At 71.6% G+C, this 15,767-nt stretch carries 10 protein-coding genes; 3 read left to right on the top strand and 7 right to left on the bottom strand.

Annotated features, from left to right (window positions below):
* Positions 1–40 precede the first annotated feature (40 nt).
* The gene (locus ABD858_RS28395; protein ID WP_425586267.1) at positions 41–730 is read left to right on the top strand and encodes a transposase; all 690 of its coding nucleotides are present in this window, start codon (positions 41–43) and stop codon (positions 728–730) included.
* Between the two features lie 346 nt (positions 731–1,076).
* Here the strand turns inward: ABD858_RS28395 and ABD858_RS28390 are convergent, their stop codons facing one another.
* A complete protein-coding gene (locus tag ABD858_RS28390; protein WP_345044323.1) occupies positions 1,077–2,657 on the bottom strand; it encodes an IS1182 family transposase in 1,581 nt (526 codons plus the stop codon).
* 134 nt (positions 2,658–2,791) lie between these two features.
* On the opposite strand from ABD858_RS28390, the gene ABD858_RS28385 reads away from it, so the two are divergent.
* On the top strand, positions 2,792–4,054 hold the full coding sequence (locus tag ABD858_RS28385) for an IS701 family transposase (RefSeq protein ID WP_425586266.1): 1,263 nt from the start codon (positions 2,792–2,794) through the stop codon (positions 4,052–4,054).
* Between the two features lie 357 nt (positions 4,055–4,411).
* On the opposite strand, the gene ABD858_RS28380 is transcribed toward ABD858_RS28385, so the two are convergent.
* From ABD858_RS28380 to ABD858_RS28360, 5 genes are all read right to left on the bottom strand, one after another.
* Positions 4,412–5,992, bottom strand: coding sequence for an IS1182 family transposase (locus tag ABD858_RS28380; RefSeq protein ID WP_345044323.1), 1,581 nt, complete (start codon positions 5,990–5,992; stop codon positions 4,412–4,414).
* 285 nt (positions 5,993–6,277) lie between these two features.
* Positions 6,278–7,228 (bottom strand): ABC transporter ATP-binding protein, encoded by a 951-nt coding sequence (locus tag ABD858_RS28375; protein ID WP_345042738.1) that lies wholly within the window; start codon positions 7,226–7,228, stop codon positions 6,278–6,280.
* Positions 7,225–9,939 carry an FtsX-like permease family protein gene (locus tag ABD858_RS28370; protein WP_345042736.1) on the bottom strand — a complete coding sequence of 905 codons (2,715 nt, stop codon included), beginning with the start codon at positions 9,937–9,939 and terminating at the stop codon, positions 7,225–7,227. The genes ABD858_RS28375 and ABD858_RS28370 overlap by 4 nt, the downstream gene beginning before the upstream one ends.
* Before the next feature lies 1 nt (position 9,940).
* Positions 9,941–13,261, bottom strand: coding sequence for an FtsX-like permease family protein (locus tag ABD858_RS28365; RefSeq protein ID WP_345042734.1), 3,321 nt, complete (start codon positions 13,259–13,261; stop codon positions 9,941–9,943).
* Between the two features lie 158 nt (positions 13,262–13,419).
* Positions 13,420–14,154, bottom strand: coding sequence for an ABC transporter ATP-binding protein (locus ABD858_RS28360; protein WP_345042731.1), 735 nt, complete (start codon positions 14,152–14,154; stop codon positions 13,420–13,422).
* A 311-nt stretch (positions 14,155–14,465) separates the two neighbouring features.
* On the opposite strand from ABD858_RS28360, the gene ABD858_RS28355 reads away from it, so the two are divergent.
* Entirely contained in the window at positions 14,466–15,002 is a 537-nt protein-coding gene (locus tag ABD858_RS28355) for a hypothetical protein (RefSeq protein ID WP_345042729.1), read from the top strand.
* Positions 15,003–15,363: 361 nt separating this feature from the next.
* On the opposite strand, the gene ABD858_RS36920 is transcribed toward ABD858_RS28355, so the two are convergent.
* Complete coding sequence (locus tag ABD858_RS36920; protein WP_425586355.1) at positions 15,364–15,756, bottom strand: discoidin domain-containing protein; 393 nt, start codon at positions 15,754–15,756, stop codon at positions 15,364–15,366.
* Between the last annotated feature and the right edge of the window lie 11 nt (positions 15,757–15,767).

The raw sequence follows: 15,767 nt of genomic DNA, 5'->3' as shown, positions 1-15,767 counted from the left end.
AAGTGATCCTCACCGGATAGGTTGTGATCTTCTTTCAGGTGTGACACCTGAGGAGATGGAAGAGGTCCGGCCGCGCCTGGAGGCCTTCGCCGCCGAGATGCTTGGCCCGCTGGCCCGGCGGGATCAGCGGGCCAAGGGCGAGCTGTACCTGCGCGGGCTGATGTTGGACGGCAAGCGCAAGTCGATGCAGCCGATGGCCGAGCGCCTGGGCGTTGACCACCAGCAGCTGCAGCAGTTCGTCTCTTCCTCGACCTGGGACTACTCCATGGTCCGGGAACGGCTGGCCCGTTGGGCTGCGGCGCACATCTCTCCCGAGGCGTATGCCATCGACGACGTTGACTTCCCCAAGGACGGCTACGACTCTCCCGGGGTGGCGCGGATGTACTGCGGCGCGCTGGGCAAACGCGGCAACTGCCAGATCGGGGTCAGCGTGAACATGGTCAGCGACCGTGCCTCTTCCGCTGTCGAGTGGCCACCCGACTCCGCCGAGCCGACCGACTACTGGCTCTCGACGCTGCCCACCGACTCCCCACTGTACGATCTGGTACGAATCGCCAAGATCCGATGGCGAGTTGAGTACGACTACCGCGAGCTCAAGGACGGTCTCGGCCTGGACCACTTCGAGGGCCGCAACTACGCAGGCTGGCACCGCCACGCCACTCTCGCCTCCCTCGCCCAGGCCTTCTGCACCCTGCTCAGGACCGACCCAAAAGCCCCTGCGCCGGCCTGACCCTCTACGCGGTACTCCGCGAACTCCAGGCCCTCCTGGCCACCTGGACCGGCGCCTGCTCGATATGCGGCCAACCCGCACCGACACCAGAACCACACCACCGCACCTAACAAAGCCCTACTAGTGCCGCGACCGGCAACGTTTGCCCGTCAAGGAGCGGCGTCCGGTGCGTGCGATCGCCAGGCGGCCGAAGGCCTCGTAGCAGCGCTCCTTGGGTTTTCGGCCAGCGCAGCGAGCGTGCGTGCCGGACGCCGCGACAGGGCAAACGCTGCCAGGAGGGGCACTAGAAGACTCATGAAGATCTTGTTGAGGGGCTGTCCGGCCGGAGGCCGGGCGGCCCTTCTGGTCATCCGGTGGCCGGGGCGAGGTGCCAGGTGTCGCCGGTGCGGGTGAGTCCGAGGTTGATCAGTCGGCGGAGGTTGAGGGCGGCGGCTCGGGTGTGGAGCCAGGTGTCGTTGGCGATGGTTCCGCGGTAGCGGAGTTTGCGGTTGCCGTGGTGGACGAGCCAGGCGACGGCGCGTTCGACCGGTGGTCTCCAGCGGCGGTAGTCGGCTTGCCAGTCGGGGTCGGTAGCGGCCTGGCGGCGGGCGGCTGCGAGCAGGTCGTGGTGTGGGCGGATGGTCAGGATGCGGCCGGCCTTGGCCTTGGTGCACCGCTCGCGCAGGGGACATCCGGCGCACAGTTTCCCGAAGGCCGCCTTGCGCTGGTGGTGCTGTCCGCCGGGGTCTGACAGGGGGACCGTGTGTCCAGCGGGGCAGGTCACCGTGGCGGCGGCGGTGTCGATGGCGAAGTCGTCCAGGGTGAAGCCGCCGGGGACGGCCGCCCGTAGCGGGGCGGGCTTGAGGAACAGCCGGTGCCCTGCGTCTTCGAGGGCCTGGCGGGCATCGCCGGTGGAGTAGGCGGTGTCGCCGAAGGCGTCCACCGGCCCGTCCTCCTCGGCGAGAAGGTCCAGGCCGACGGTGGCCTCGTGGTGCTCTGGGCCACTGCCGGGCCGCAGGGCGACGGCGGTGTATAACCCGGTCTCGGGCTCGATGGCCAGGTGGGCCTTGAAGCCGTCTTGCTGGTGGGTGCGGGTTTTGTGGATGTGCCGGGCCTCGGGGTCGACGGTGGAGACCATCCGGTCCTGCGCGGTGCCACGGGTGATGCGCCAGCGCCCGTCGCGGCCGTCGGAGTCCTCGGCGGGTTCGACGTCTTGCCCGGCGACCAGGGCCAGGATGCCGACGGCATTCGCGGCCTTCTCGCCCAGCTCCTGCTCGGGCAGATGCCCGAGCAGCCTGAGCGCGTCACTGACCAGGGCATCAACAAGCGTGGCGCGGGCCTGCTCGTCATTCCAGGCGATCCTTGGTTTGCCCGGGTCGCTGTAGTCATGCGCGGTGCACTGCACGGCTGCCACCTCAGCGGCCCCGGGGACCTCGCGAATTACCGCGCGGACGGCGGCGATGATCTGGGTGACGGTGTCCTGGGTGGCGACCGCATCGTCCAGCACCGTGGAGTCCAGCGCCCGCCGGTGCTTGCCCTTGAGGACACCGGTGGCCTTCACCACCTCGCGCACCGTCTCGAAGACACGGTTCGGCCGCACCGAGCGGGCCAGCCGGCGCCGGAAGTAGGCCAGCAGCGACGGATCGAACGCCATGTCGTGCAGGCCCAGCCCGCACGCGGCCTTCCACCTCAGGTCACACCGCAACTCCTGGACCGTCTCGAAGTCCGACAGCCCGTTAAGGGCCTGCAGCGTGATCGCCGCGGCCAGGATCTGCGGCGGCATGCTCGGCCGCCCGTTCGCCGACGGGTACATGTCCTCGAACGTCTCCGCCGGGAACAGCGCGCCGCGATGCTCGGCCAGGAACGCGAACACACTGCCTGCCGGGATCAACTCCCGGCAGGTCTCCCACACATCCGGCCCGACCGTCTCCCCGGCCCATTCCCCCATCACCACGAGAAAGAGTCTGGCCCCGCCGCTCACGCGGCGGGGCCAGAACCCAAGATCTTCATGAGTCTTCTAGTAGGGCTTTGTTAGGTGGGCTCGTTGGTCCTCTTGGGCTACGGTGTGATGTTCTGTCAGGTGTGACACCTGAGGAGATGGATGTGGTCCGCCCGCGTCTGGAGGCGTTTGCGGCGGAGATGCTCGGTTCGCTCAAGCGCCGGGATCAGCGGGCCAAGGGCGAGCTGTACATGCGCGGGCTGATGCTGGACGGCAAGCGCAAGTCGATGCAGCCGATGGCCGAGCGCCTGGGTGTGGACCACCAGCAGCTCCAGCAGTTCGTGTCCTCCTCGACCTGGGACTACGCCGAGGTCCGCCGTCGGGTGGCCCGATGGGCCGCAGCGCACATCGCCCCGGAGGCGTACGCGATCGACGATGTGGGCTTTCCCAAGGACGGGTACGACTCCCCGGGGGTGGCCCGGATGTACTGCGGCGCTTTGGGCAAGCGGGGCAACTGCCAGATCGGCGTCAGCGTCAACCTGGTCTCCGACCGCGCCTCGGCGGCGGTCAACTGGCGGCTGTTCCTTCCCGAGAGCTGGGACGACGCCAAGAACAGCGGGGATGCGCTGCTGGCGGAGGCGATCAGACGCCGGCGCACGAGAGCGGGCATCCCCGACCAGGTCCGGCACCGGGAAAGATGGCGCCTGGCCCTGGACATGCTCGACGAGGCCCGCGAAGAGTGGGAGCTGCCCGGTCTGCCGGTCGTCGCCGACGCCGGTTATGGGGATGCCACCGGTTTCCGTGAGGGGCTGACCGAGCGCGGCCTGGCCTACGCGGTGGCGGTCAAGGGCAGCACCACCTGCTACCCCGGTGATGCGTTCCCCGAGCGCCCGCCCTACAGCGGCACCGGCCGCCCGCCCGGGCCGGCCTACCCCCAGCCGCACACCACCCTGCGGGCGCTGGCCCTGGCCACCGGACGCGGCGCCGCGCGGACCGTCACCTGGCGCCACGGCACCAAGACGACCAAGAACAACCCCCGTGCCGCCATGCGCTCACAGTTCCTGGCCCTGCGGGTCCGCCCCGCCAACCGCACCATCCGCCGCGCCACCGACGGCTCACTGCCCGAGTGCTGGCTGCTGGCCGAATGGCCGCCCGACTCCGCCGAGCCCACCGACTACTGGCTGTCCACCCTGCCCGCCGACACCCCACTGCGCGAACTGGTCCGCATCGCGAAGATCCGCTGGCGCGTCGAGCACGACTACCGCGAACTCAAAGACGGCCTCGGGCTGGACCACTTCGAAGGCCGCAGCTACCTCGGCTGGCACCGACACGTGACCCTCGCCTCCCTCGCCCAGGCCTTCTGCACCCTGCTGCGACTCGACCCAAAAGCCCCTGCGCCGGCCTGACCCTCTACGCGGTCCTCCGCGCGTTACAGAAACTCCTGGCCACCTGGACCGGCGCCTGCTCGATATGCGGCCAACCCGCCCCCACACCCAAACCCCACCACAGAACCTAACAAAGCCCTACTAGGGCGTGTTTCGAAAGTAGCGTCGTCCGCCCGGAGGGCGGGGTCGGGGGCGTCTGGTGCGTGCGATCGCAAGGCGGAGGGAGGAGAGCGCAGCGGGCTGCGCCGACGACCGACAACGCGGCGAGCGTGCGTGCCAGACGCCCCCGACCAGGCGGGACTTTCGAAACACGCCCTAGAAGACTCATGAAGATCTTGTTGAGGGGCTGTCCGGCCGGAGGCCGGGCGGCCCTTCTGGTCATCCGGTGGCCGGGGCGAGGTGCCAGGTGTCGCCGGTGCGGGTGAGTCCGAGGTTGATCAGTCGGCGGAGGTTGAGGGCGGCGGCTCGGGTGTGGAGCCAGGTGTCGTTGGCGATGGTTCCGCGGTAGCGGAGTTTGCGGTTGCCGTGGTGGACGAGCCAGGCGACGGCGCGTTCGACCGGTGGTCTCCAGCGGCGGTAGTCGGCTTGCCAGTCGGGGTCGGTAGCGGCCTGGCGGCGGGCGGCTGCGAGCAGGTCGTGGTGTGGGCGGATGGTCAGGATGCGGCCGGCCTTGGCCTTGGTGCACCGCTCGCGCAGGGGACATCCGGCGCACAGTTTCCCGAAGGCCGCCTTGCGCTGGTGGTGCTGTCCGCCGGGGTCTGACAGGGGGACCGTGTGTCCAGCGGGGCAGGTCACCGTGGCGGCGGCGGTGTCGATGGCGAAGTCGTCCAGGGTGAAGCCGCCGGGGACGGCCGCCCGTAGCGGGGCGGGCTTGAGGAACAGCCGGTGCCCTGCGTCTTCGAGGGCCTGGCGGGCATCGCCGGTGGAGTAGGCGGTGTCGCCGAAGGCGTCCACCGGCCCGTCCTCCTCGGCGAGAAGGTCCAGGCCGACGGTGGCCTCGTGGTGCTCTGGGCCACTGCCGGGCCGCAGGGCGACGGCGGTGTATAACCCGGTCTCGGGCTCGATGGCCAGGTGGGCCTTGAAGCCGTCTTGCTGGTGGGTGCGGGTTTTGTGGATGTGCCGGGCCTCGGGGTCGACGGTGGAGACCATCCGGTCCTGCGCGGTGCCACGGGTGATGCGCCAGCGCCCGTCGCGGCCGTCGGAGTCCTCGGCGGGTTCGACGTCTTGCCCGGCGACCAGGGCCAGGATGCCGACGGCATTCGCGGCCTTCTCGCCCAGCTCCTGCTCGGGCAGATGCCCGAGCAGCCTGAGCGCGTCACTGACCAGGGCATCAACAAGCGTGGCGCGGGCCTGCTCGTCATTCCAGGCGATCCTTGGTTTGCCCGGGTCGCTGTAGTCATGCGCGGTGCACTGCACGGCTGCCACCTCAGCGGCCCCGGGGACCTCGCGAATTACCGCGCGGACGGCGGCGATGATCTGGGTGACGGTGTCCTGGGTGGCGACCGCATCGTCCAGCACCGTGGAGTCCAGCGCCCGCCGGTGCTTGCCCTTGAGGACACCGGTGGCCTTCACCACCTCGCGCACCGTCTCGAAGACACGGTTCGGCCGCACCGAGCGGGCCAGCCGGCGCCGGAAGTAGGCCAGCAGCGACGGATCGAACGCCATGTCGTGCAGGCCCAGCCCGCACGCGGCCTTCCACCTCAGGTCACACCGCAACTCCTGGACCGTCTCGAAGTCCGACAGCCCGTTAAGGGCCTGCAGCGTGATCGCCGCGGCCAGGATCTGCGGCGGCATGCTCGGCCGCCCGTTCGCCGACGGGTACATGTCCTCGAACGTCTCCGCCGGGAACAGCGCGCCGCGATGCTCGGCCAGGAACGCGAACACACTGCCTGCCGGGATCAACTCCCGGCAGGTCTCCCACACATCCGGCCCGACCGTCTCCCCGGCCCATTCCCCCATCACCACGAGAAAGAGTCTGGCCCCGCCGCTCACGCGGCGGGGCCAGAACCCAAGATCTTCATGAGTCTTCTAGTACTGCAACCGCACTCATTGAGTCACCGCAGGTCAGGGCGGGTACAGCGAAGTTCTTCCACTGGCGGTGCGTCGGTGGAAGATTCCGGTTCCCGCACTCGCTCGAACCGCGAACCGGCAGGTCAACGACCCAAGTAGCTGATGACTCGTCACGTGCGGGCGGACGGTGTACCGCGCCTGACCTGCGACGACAGCGCGAGTGCGGTCGCGGCACTAGGGGGTGTCGTCCGGCCAGATCCCGATGTGGTCCGGTTCCAGCTCCAGCAGGACCCGCTCGCGCATGCCCAGGGCCTCCGTGTAGTCCGCGGGGAGCTGAAGGCGGCCGGCGCGGTCCAGCATCGCGTACTCCCTGGCCACCAATGACTCCTGGCCGGTCGTCGCGTCGACCTCCGTGCGGCGCAGGATCTCCGTGGAGGTGCGTCCGTCGCGGATGGCCACCGTGCGGCGGACCTCCGTGGCCACCGCCTGGTCGTGGGTGACGATGACGACGGTCGTGCCGAGCTCCTCGTTGGCCGTGCGGAACGCCGCGAAGATCTCCTCGGCCGTCCTGGAGTCGAGCTCGCCCGTCGGCTCGTCGGCGAGCAGCACCGACGGCTCGTTGGCCAGCGCCACCGCGATCGCCACGCGCTGCTGCTGGCCGCCGGACATCTGGTGCGGACGCCGGTCGCGGCAGTCGGCGACGTCGAGCAGGGACAGCAGGGACTCGGCCCTCTCGGCCTTCTTCTTGGCGTGGCCGCGCAGCTGCATCGGCAGCGCCACGTTCTGCGCGGCCGTGAGATACGGCAGCAGATTGCGCGCCGTCTGCTGCCAGACGAAGCCGACGACCTCGCGCCGGTAGCGCAGCCGTTCCTTTCCGCTCATGGCCAGCAGATCGCAGTCGGCCACCTTGGCCGCGCCGGCCGTCGGCTCGTCCAGGCCCGCGAGGATGTTCATCAGGGTCGACTTGCCGCTGCCGGACGCACCGACCAGGGCCATCAACTCGCCCTCGCGAACGAGGAGATCGAGACCCTGCAGGGCCTGCACCTCGACCCCGTCCGTGGAGAAGATACGGACCAGGCGGTCACAGGTGATCAGCGCGTCATGGCCGTACTCGGGGCGGTCACGCCGGGCCGCCGCGCGGCGTTCGAGTTCCCCGAGCGTGGTTCCCGTGGAGGACTCGGTCATCGTGTGTCTCCTGCCCTGAGTTCGGACGTTACCGTACGCCGGGTGGTCACCCAGGCCTGCGCCGCGGCCACGGCCACCGCGATCAGCACCACGGCGAGCGCGGGCAGCAGCAGGCTCCAGGAGTCGGCGCGCAACTCCACGGGGCCGGCCGCGGCGAGGCGCCCCTGCGCGGCCAGCGCCAGCCGTCCCAGGTCGATGCCCGGCGCGAGCAACCGGATCGCCGCCCAGCCGACCAGCGCTCCGCCCGCCGCGGCCAGCAGCGCCTGCGGCAGGGACTCCAGGATCAGCAGGCGGCGCCCCTGCCGACGGGTCAGGCCCATGGTGCGCAGCCGGCCCAGCAGCGCGGTACGTTCCGGGGCGGCCTGCAGCAACGACAGCAGCAAGGCGAGCACGGCGTATCCGGCGGCTGCCGCGACGGCCACCGTGTAGAGGCGTTCCGCGCCGCTCTGCACCGGCGACTCCGTGAGGCCGTCGCGTGCCGTGGAGCGCAGTGTCACTCCGGCGCCGCCGCCCGCCGTACGGACCGCGGCCTTCAGCTCGGCGCCGGATGCGGAGGGGCCGGTCACCAGCAGGGTGGTGGGGGTGCGGTCGGGCAGGCCCGCCGCGTCGACCACGAGGAAGTCACCACTGGTGGCGGCCGGTGTGGTGACGCGCACCGCTTCCACCCGGACGCTGAACAGGGTGCCCGCGGCGCCGACCAAGGACTCCCCGCCACCCAGCCGTTCGGCGACCGCCGGGGAGGCAAGGGCCGGCAGCGGCCCGGTGCTCTTCCTCAGCTGCCCGGCCCCGAAGGCGCCGAAGCCGGTGCTGCGGGCGAGTCGCGCGTACGAGTCCGGGTCGACGGCGATCAGTGTGACGTTCTCGCTCACGCCGTCCCGTAGGTCCAGGTCGAACTCGCGGCGGACGGGCGCCACGTCCCGCACCCCGGGCACCTTCCGTACCGCGTCGGCGAGGCCGTCCGGCAGCACGTCGGACGCCTCGATCCGGGCATCGGCGCCCACCGCGGCCAGTGACGCGCGGTCGCGGGCGTCGGCGACCCCGGCGAGCACCGAGCCACCGAACGCCGCCGTCGTCAGGGCCACGAGCAACGCGAGCAGCGGAAGCGCGGCGGTGACGGAAGACCGCCCGGCCCGGGCCAGCGAGAGAAAGCCGATCGCACCGCGCCACCGTGCCATCGGCAGCGCGGCGAGCCGCAGCGGAAGCGGATAGAGCCGTACGAGCAGCAGCGCGGCGATCCCGCCCACCAGGACCGGGGCGGCGCTGACCAGTTGGTCCACCTCGCCGCCCGCCGTTCCCCGGCGGCGCAGCGCGACGACCGCGGCCATGGCCAGGACCAGCAGCGTGAGTTCGGCGACGGTCCGGCGACGCGAGGGCCTGGCCCGTACGACGTCGTCGCGCTCGCCGTGCAGCCGCGGCCGTCGGTGCAGGTACGCGGCCCGCAGCGGCAGCGCGGCGCAGGCGACCAGCGCGACCGCGGCCGAGGCCAGCAGCGACGGCAGCGGCGGGCCGTCGGGGACGAGGACGAACGCGAGGGCGCAGCCGAGGGCCGCCGCGGGCAGCACCGGAACGGCGACCTCGGCAAGCAGTCGCCCGGCGATACCGGGCACCGAACCGCCGCGTGAGCGCAGCAGGGACAGCTCGCTGTGCCGGCGTGCGGCGGCCAGGCCGCCTGACATCAGCAGGACGATGGCGGCGACGCTGCCGACCCCGAAGACGGCGACCGCGACCACCGGGTTGATGGCGGACAGGATGCCGTCGAAGTCGAGGAGGATGTCGTCCAGGCCGGAGTCGATCTGCATTTGCGGCGAGACCGCGCTGGTCAGCTTGGCGTGCAGCGGTCCGCTTTCGACGGAGGCGATCACTTCCCTCAGCCGGGGCAGATCACCGGCGCCGAGCCCGGCCGGGTCGGCGGCGATGCGCCAGTACGCCTCGGCGTCCGCGGACACCGTCAGCAGCTTCGGTGCCGCCTCAGGGGCCAGCAGCAGCGCACCATGCCAGTAGGGCTGAGGGACCGGCGGCGCAGTGTAGAGGTGCGTGGGCGTGCGCAGGACCGGCTCGACGGACCAGTAGGCCCGCTCGGGGTGGACCGGTTCGACGATGCCCGTGACCTTGACGACGAGAGTGGCCTGACCGTCAGGCGGTGCCACATGGATGGTCGAACCGGCCTTGATGCCGAGGGTCTTGGCGGTGGCCGAGGTGACCGCGCCCTCCACGACGCCGCCGTCCGTGGCCTTGGGCAGCCGTCCGGAGTGGAGCGTGGAGTGCTCGGCGAGCCCCGCCTGGGTGCTGAGGGTGAACCACGGGCCGCCACCGTCGAGTTGGGGCAGCCAGCTGTCGGTGGCCGGTAGCGGAGTACCCGTGCGCGCTCCGTACGCGGACTGTGCGGCGTCGGCGTGCAGTGGTTCCGGCAGCGCGGCCAGGATCCGGCGGTACCGCTCGTCCATTCGCCGCGGTTTCAGCTCGCGGTCGCGCACGTCCGCCGGGGCGCCGTCCGCATACTCGAAGGGCGGCATATAGGTCATCTGTATGCCGCTGCGGTCCGCCGAGGCACTGCTCATGGCGTGGCGCATGCCTTCGCCCTCGTACGCGTCCACCGCGCGCGGGAAGACCGCGGCAAGGAAGGAGGTGACCAGGACGAGCAGCATCAGCGCGAGGGCGGGCCCGGGTGCGGTACGCAGCCGGGTACGGACCCAGGGGGCGACAGCCTTCATTTCACTCGCCTCCCTGGACGCGCAACGTTGTCGCCGGATCGCCTCGGCGCAGCGCCAGCGCCGCCACGACGAGCACGGGCCCGGCGGCGACTCCCGCCAGCAGCAGGGCCACCCGGCCGACGGGCAGTTCCACCAGTACGCCCGGGACCGGCTGTGTGGCCTGCCCGGTCAGCACGATCAGCGGTACGACGGCCCGGGTCAGAAGGGTGCCGAGGGCAAGCCCGGTCATCAGCGCGACCCCGATGAGCAGCGACTGTTCGGCGGCCAGCAGCCGGGCCAGCCGACGCCGCGAGGCGCCGAGCGCCCGGAGCACCGCGAACTCCGCCGAGCGCTCCCGCAGCGCCCCCATGGTGTTCACCGCGAAGCCGGCCGCGGCCAGCGCGGCGGCGACGACGGCCACCGCGATCAGGGCCGACTGCGGGCCCGCGCCCAGCGGGTCGTTGTGCAGTTCCTCGGCGATCTCGTCGCGTACCTGGACCTGGGTGGGGTCGATCTCGGGCCTGTCCCGCAGTGCCGTCACAAGCCGGTCCGCCGCACCGGGTTCGGTGAACAGCCACCATTCGGTGGGCGCGAGAGAGGAGTCGGGGCGGGCGGCGAGCAACCGGTTCACGGCTCGCAGGTCGAGCAGCAGCGCGCCGCCGTCGGTCTTGGGATCGGCTGCCGGGCCGGGCCCTGGCACGCCGGGGCCGGTCGTCGGGATGTCCTTAAGGACGCCTGCGATCCTCACCTTGATGTTGCCGCCGGGCATCGGTACCTCGATCACGGAGCCGGTCTTCGCGCCGATGGATTCGAGGAAGCGGCCGTTCGCCAGCGCGGGCGGCACGGCGGGCGCGGGCTGGGGGGCCTCGGCCCGGACGGTGACCGTGCGCTGGGATCCCCATTGGTACTCCGCCGTGCCCATGTGGTACGAGGCGTCGAGCGGTGTACGGGCCGAGGAGCGTACCGCGGTGACCGCGGGTGGTGTCGGGTCGGGCGCGGTGCTCGAGGTGGCCCTCGCCTTCCAGTCCAGGCCCTTCGGCAGAGCCACCGCCCGGGCGGTGCCGTCCGCGCCGATCGTACCTATCCCGTCGATCGTGACCCTTCTGGGCACGATTCGATGGGGATAGCCCGCCTCGTCGAACTCGACCGCCGTCAGTGCCAGCGGACCCGCGGGCCGTCCCGCGGGGGCGTCGGCGGCCTTGGCGAGGTCCGCGGTCACCCGGTGCGACGCGCCATCCGACTGAAGCGTGTCCAACGTCAGCCGGTAGGGCACTCCAAAGCGGTCCTCGACGACGACGGTGACGTTCGTGCCCGATTCGCCGAACGGGCCGTCTTCAGCGCCGGCGCCGTGAAGGGTGATGTCCAGTACGAGGCGCTCGGTGTCGTCGGGCAGCAGTACCCCGGCGCGGGCGGTCTTCCGCGGTTGCAGGGCCGTGAGCAGCCGCTTCGGGTCGCCGTCCGCCAGATCGTCGCGCATCCGCAGTTCCGGTCCGGCGAGTGAGGTGTCGAGCGCCAGCACGGTGGCCTGGCGCCCGCCCGAGACGGCGAAGGTGGCGCGCGCGGCCGGTGCCGCGGCCTTGAGGCCGGGCATCCCGTCGTACACCCCGCCCTGCCCGAACGGGGCGGTACTGCTGCCCAGTACGCGGACCGGGGCACCCGACCGGAAGTCCGCCTGGTCGTCCTGCGAGCGGTTCCAGGAGGCGCCCTGCCCGATCGCCAGGATGCCCATCGCGACGGCGAGCACCAGCAGCAGCACCGGCCCCGCGGCCCGCAGCGGTCTGCGGCTGAGTTGCCAGCCGGCCAACGGGGCGCTCAGCCCGCGTGCCCTGGCCGCGCGCCGCTCGGCGAGCTTCGCGGCCGGCGGCAGGAGCCGCAGGGTGAGGACCGTACCGGCGAGCAGTGCCAGCGCGGGCGCCACCACGAGCAGCGGATCGATGCCCAGTTGCCCCTCGCGGTCGCCGCTGAGCGCGCCGCTGCCCGAGGTGCGCCGGTCCAGCTGCCAGTACGCCACCGCGGCGACGACGAGGAGTCCGACATCGGCGCCGGCCCGCAGCGGGGCGGGCAGCGCACGGGCACGGCCGCCGCGTGCCGCAGCCCGGGCCGCGGTGAGAGCCGGGGCCGCCACGGCCGCCGCGCAGGCCAGCGCCACGAGCACGCCGACCAGCCAGACCTCGATGGTCGGGCCGGTGTCCAGGCGCAGCCCGATCCTGGCCGGCACGCCCTGTCCGGCCAGCAGCCGGGTGAGCGGACCGGCGAGCAGCGGCGCGCACAGCGCGGCCGGCAGCGCGATCAGCAACGCCTCCTGTGCGGAGAGCGAGGCAATCCGTCCCCGCGAGGCGCCACGGGCCATCAACACCTGTGTCTCGCCCGCGCGTTCGGTGGTCAGCAGCCGGGCCACCAGCAGCAGCGTGTACCCGGCGAGCAGTGCCAGCTGCAAGGAGACGATCAGCAGCGACGCGCGGGCCACCAGCAGCGCCCGCTCCAGCTGGCTGAGCACATCGGGCAGCGAGGTGCGGACCGTGACCGTGCCCTTCAGCTCGTCCTGCGCGGCCAGGAACTTCTGACTCTTCTTCGCGGCCGTGCGCAGCGCGTTGATCCGGTCGGCGCCGAACGTACCGAAATCGGCGGTGGCCAGCCAGGAGATCTCACGCCTGCTGACCCGGCCCGAGCCGATGACCGAGGCGTCGGTGAGCAGCGGCCCGTACGTGGTGAACGAGTCCTTGTGCACACCGCGCCCGCCCAGCTTGTCCAGCAGCCAGTACGGATCGCTGCGGTCGGCCGGGCGGTAGACGCCGGTGACGCGTATGCGCACCGGGGGACCGCCGAGCCGGTCCGCGAGGGGCAGCACCCGCGCCCCCGGGGCGAGCTTCAGCTGCTTGGCGGCCGCCTCGGGCACGGCGACCTCGACGACGTCAGGCGCGCCCGCGGTGGGCCAGGCGCCCGCCGACAGCCGGACTTTCGAACGGTCGACGACGGCGAACTCGGTGAGATCCGGATCGCCCGTGCGGGCTGCCGGCGGCTGGAGAGCGCGCGGCAGAGCGTACGGCCCGGACCGGTCGAACTGCCGCAGTGTCACCGGCAGTCCGTCGAAGGACTGCTGCGCCCCACGCCGGGCGGCCCGCGTCTCCGCGTCGCGGTTCGCGTCCGGATTCTCCGAGGTGACGACCAGAGAAGCCGCCGCGGCGTCCCTGGTCTGCAACGCATGACGCAGGCTCGCGTCCCCGACGGAGCCGGCGAAGGCGGCGAGGGTGGCCAGTACGGTCGTGGTCAGCAGGACCGCGAGCAGTGCGGCCGTGAGCAGCAGACGGTGTCCGCGTGCACGGAGAAACAGAAACCCCGTCAACGGTCTCCCCCTGGTCTGCCTCTGGTCTGTCCGGCTCCCGCCCCGAAAGCCCTTTCGGAGCGCGATGTTTACACAGGAGACGTTACGAAGAAACCTCACTTACACGGGACTTGATCAGATCGTGACCGAATTCCGGTACGAGAACACCGAATTGCGGTTCACGACTGCTCGACGATGTGCCCGTCGTGGAGTTCGAGCACCCGGTCGGCCAGGCCCAGCAGTTGGGCGTCGTGCGTGGCTATCAGTGCCGTCACACCCTCGCTCCGCACCACGGCCCGCAGCAACTCCATCACCGCGAGCCCGGTCTCCGCGTCCAGCTGCCCCGTCGGCTCGTCGGCGATCAACAGGGCCGGCCGGTTCGCGAGCGCGCGGGCAATGGCGACACGCTGCTGCTGGCCGCCGGACAGCTCGCCGGGCCGCTGCTCCGCGTGGTCGGCGAGACCGACCAGGGCGAGCAGCAGCTCGACGCGCTCCTCGCGCTCGCGCGAGTCGACCTTGCGCAGCCTCATCGGCACGCCGACGTTCTCGGCGGCGGTCAGGATCGGGATCAGCCCGAAGGACTGGAAGACGAAGCCGATCCGGTCCCGGCGCAGCGCCAGGATGCCGTCCTCGTCGAGGCCGGCCAGATCGGTGCCGTCGACGGTGACGCGCCCTTCGTCCGGCGTGTCGAGCCCGCCCACCAGATTGAGGAGCGTCGTCTTTCCGGAACCCGACCTGCCCTTGAGGGCGACCAGTTCACCGCGTGCGACGTCGAAGGAGACGCCACGCAGCGCGTGTACGGCGGCGGCCCCCGAGCCGTAGGAACGGTGCAGGTTCTCCACTCGCACCATGGGCCCGTCGACCCTGTCCTCGATAACGGTCGTACCCGTGTGCGCGCTGGTGCTCTCAGCCATGAAGAATCCCCCATACGGAATCGGTCCGGCCTCAGTATGCGCAGGGGCACACGGCCGGGCAACGGTTCACTCTCGTCCGGTGCGCGTCCGGGACGGTCTCGTACGGCGGTCCTCGTTCTCGCGCAGGAGCGTTTCCGAGGCCGTCGCCTCGGCGCGGCACCGTCACCGATGACCGGGGGGAGCTTCCAGGCCATGCTCGACCCGCGGGCAACGAGTTCTGCCTCGTCAGCGTCTGACGGCTCCCCCGCGTCACCGTACTGGACGGCTCATCCGGACGCGCGGTACTCGCTCGGCCCGCCGATCATGGAGGCGTGAGACGTCGCACTCCCCCGCCCGGCAGCCCGGACGACGAGCAAGCCGAGCTGCAGCGCGGTGCGGCCCGGACCAACTATGCCGGCGCAGTCTACGGCTCGCTCCTCGCCGCTTCCGTGGTGGCCGGGACCGGGACACCCGGCGGCCCGCTCCCCCGGATCCAGCTCGTTGTCCTTCTGCTCATCACCGGCGTGGTCTTCTGGGCCACACACGTCTACACCGGCCTCGTCGGGGACCGGCTGAGGCACCGGCCCCTGAGCCGGCGCGAGGTCCGCGCGGTCTGCGTCCACGAGTCGCCGATCATCAAGGCCGCCATCCCGCCGGCCGCTGCCGTGGCAATCAGCCCGCTGCTGGAGCTGGGACCGTCCGGAACGGTATGGCTGGGGCTCATCGTCGCCGTGGCCGAGCAGGTCGGCTGGGCGACCGCCGCCGTCGTCCATGCCGGTGCGTCACGCCGTCTGATTCTGGCGACCGGTGCGGTCAACCTTCTCCTGGGGCTGGTCATCGTGGCCTTCAAGACCGCGCTCCAGCACTGAAGGGGCCCGGCGGCCGGTGCCGCGGCACGCCTCCCTTCGGGCGGACGGTACCGCCGACAGCAGCCACCGCCCGGCCGGGCGTCGGCGGTACTGGCCGTACTGACCGGTCTGCCGGCCGTGCACGGCCTGGCCCCCGGCGGGGCACCCGCCGCACACGCGGACTCCCACGGCCGGCACGCTGCTGTCATGTTTCAGGGCGTTTCCGCGCATGAGGCCGGGCGAGACCGTGTCCACTCCACCGGTGACGAGGCGGTCGGCCATAATCCGACCGACAGGGCGGGGGCGGCCGCCGGCAGCCCCCGCCCGTGATCCACCCGAGGGCCGGATACCCCGGCCCCCCTCTCCCCCCGTCCGACCCGGGTCAGGACACGGGGGATCCGTAGACGCCCATCTCGTAGATCGAGTACCCCCACGTCGTCTTCCGCTGTACGCCCTGCATACGGACGTACCGCACGGCCTCGTCCGCGGTGAGCCGGACGACGTCGTTACCGCACGCGTCCGGGCGCTGGGTGGAGACGGTTGTCCAGTCGGTGCCGTCGGCGGAGGTCTGGATCTTGTACTCCGTCGCACAGGCGTTCTCCCAGGCGAGGGTCACTGCCGCGACCTTCGCCGGCGCGGCAAGCTCGACCTGCACCCATTCGCCGTCGGAGTAGCCGGAAGCCCAGCGGGTGCCCATCAGACCGTCGTTGACATGCCGAGCGGCGAGCCGGTCGAGGCCCTGCTCCACGCTGGACGCGGTCGCCGTGCCGTCCAGGGCGAGGTTCT

This window comes from Streptomyces sannanensis (assembly GCF_039536205.1).
Lineage (GTDB): Bacteria > Actinomycetota > Actinomycetes > Streptomycetales > Streptomycetaceae > Streptomyces > Streptomyces sannanensis.
Note: the sequence above shows the minus strand (reverse complement) of the source record. Positions and strands in the feature narration are given on the sequence as shown.

Coding starts and splice junctions, on each gene's coding strand:
- ABD858_RS28375 (WP_345042738.1), bottom strand. CDS start 7,228: ATGACCGAGTCCTCCACGGGAACCACGCTCGGGGAACTCGAACGCCGC.
- ABD858_RS28380 (WP_345044323.1), bottom strand. CDS start 5,992: ATGGGGGAATGGGCCGGGGAGACGGTCGGGCCGGATGTGTGGGAGACC.
- ABD858_RS28390 (WP_345044323.1), bottom strand. CDS start 2,657: ATGGGGGAATGGGCCGGGGAGACGGTCGGGCCGGATGTGTGGGAGACC.
- ABD858_RS28360 (WP_345042731.1), bottom strand. CDS start 14,154: ATGGCTGAGAGCACCAGCGCGCACACGGGTACGACCGTTATCGAGGAC.
- ABD858_RS28370 (WP_345042736.1), bottom strand. CDS start 9,939: ATGAAGGCTGTCGCCCCCTGGGTCCGTACCCGGCTGCGTACCGCACCC.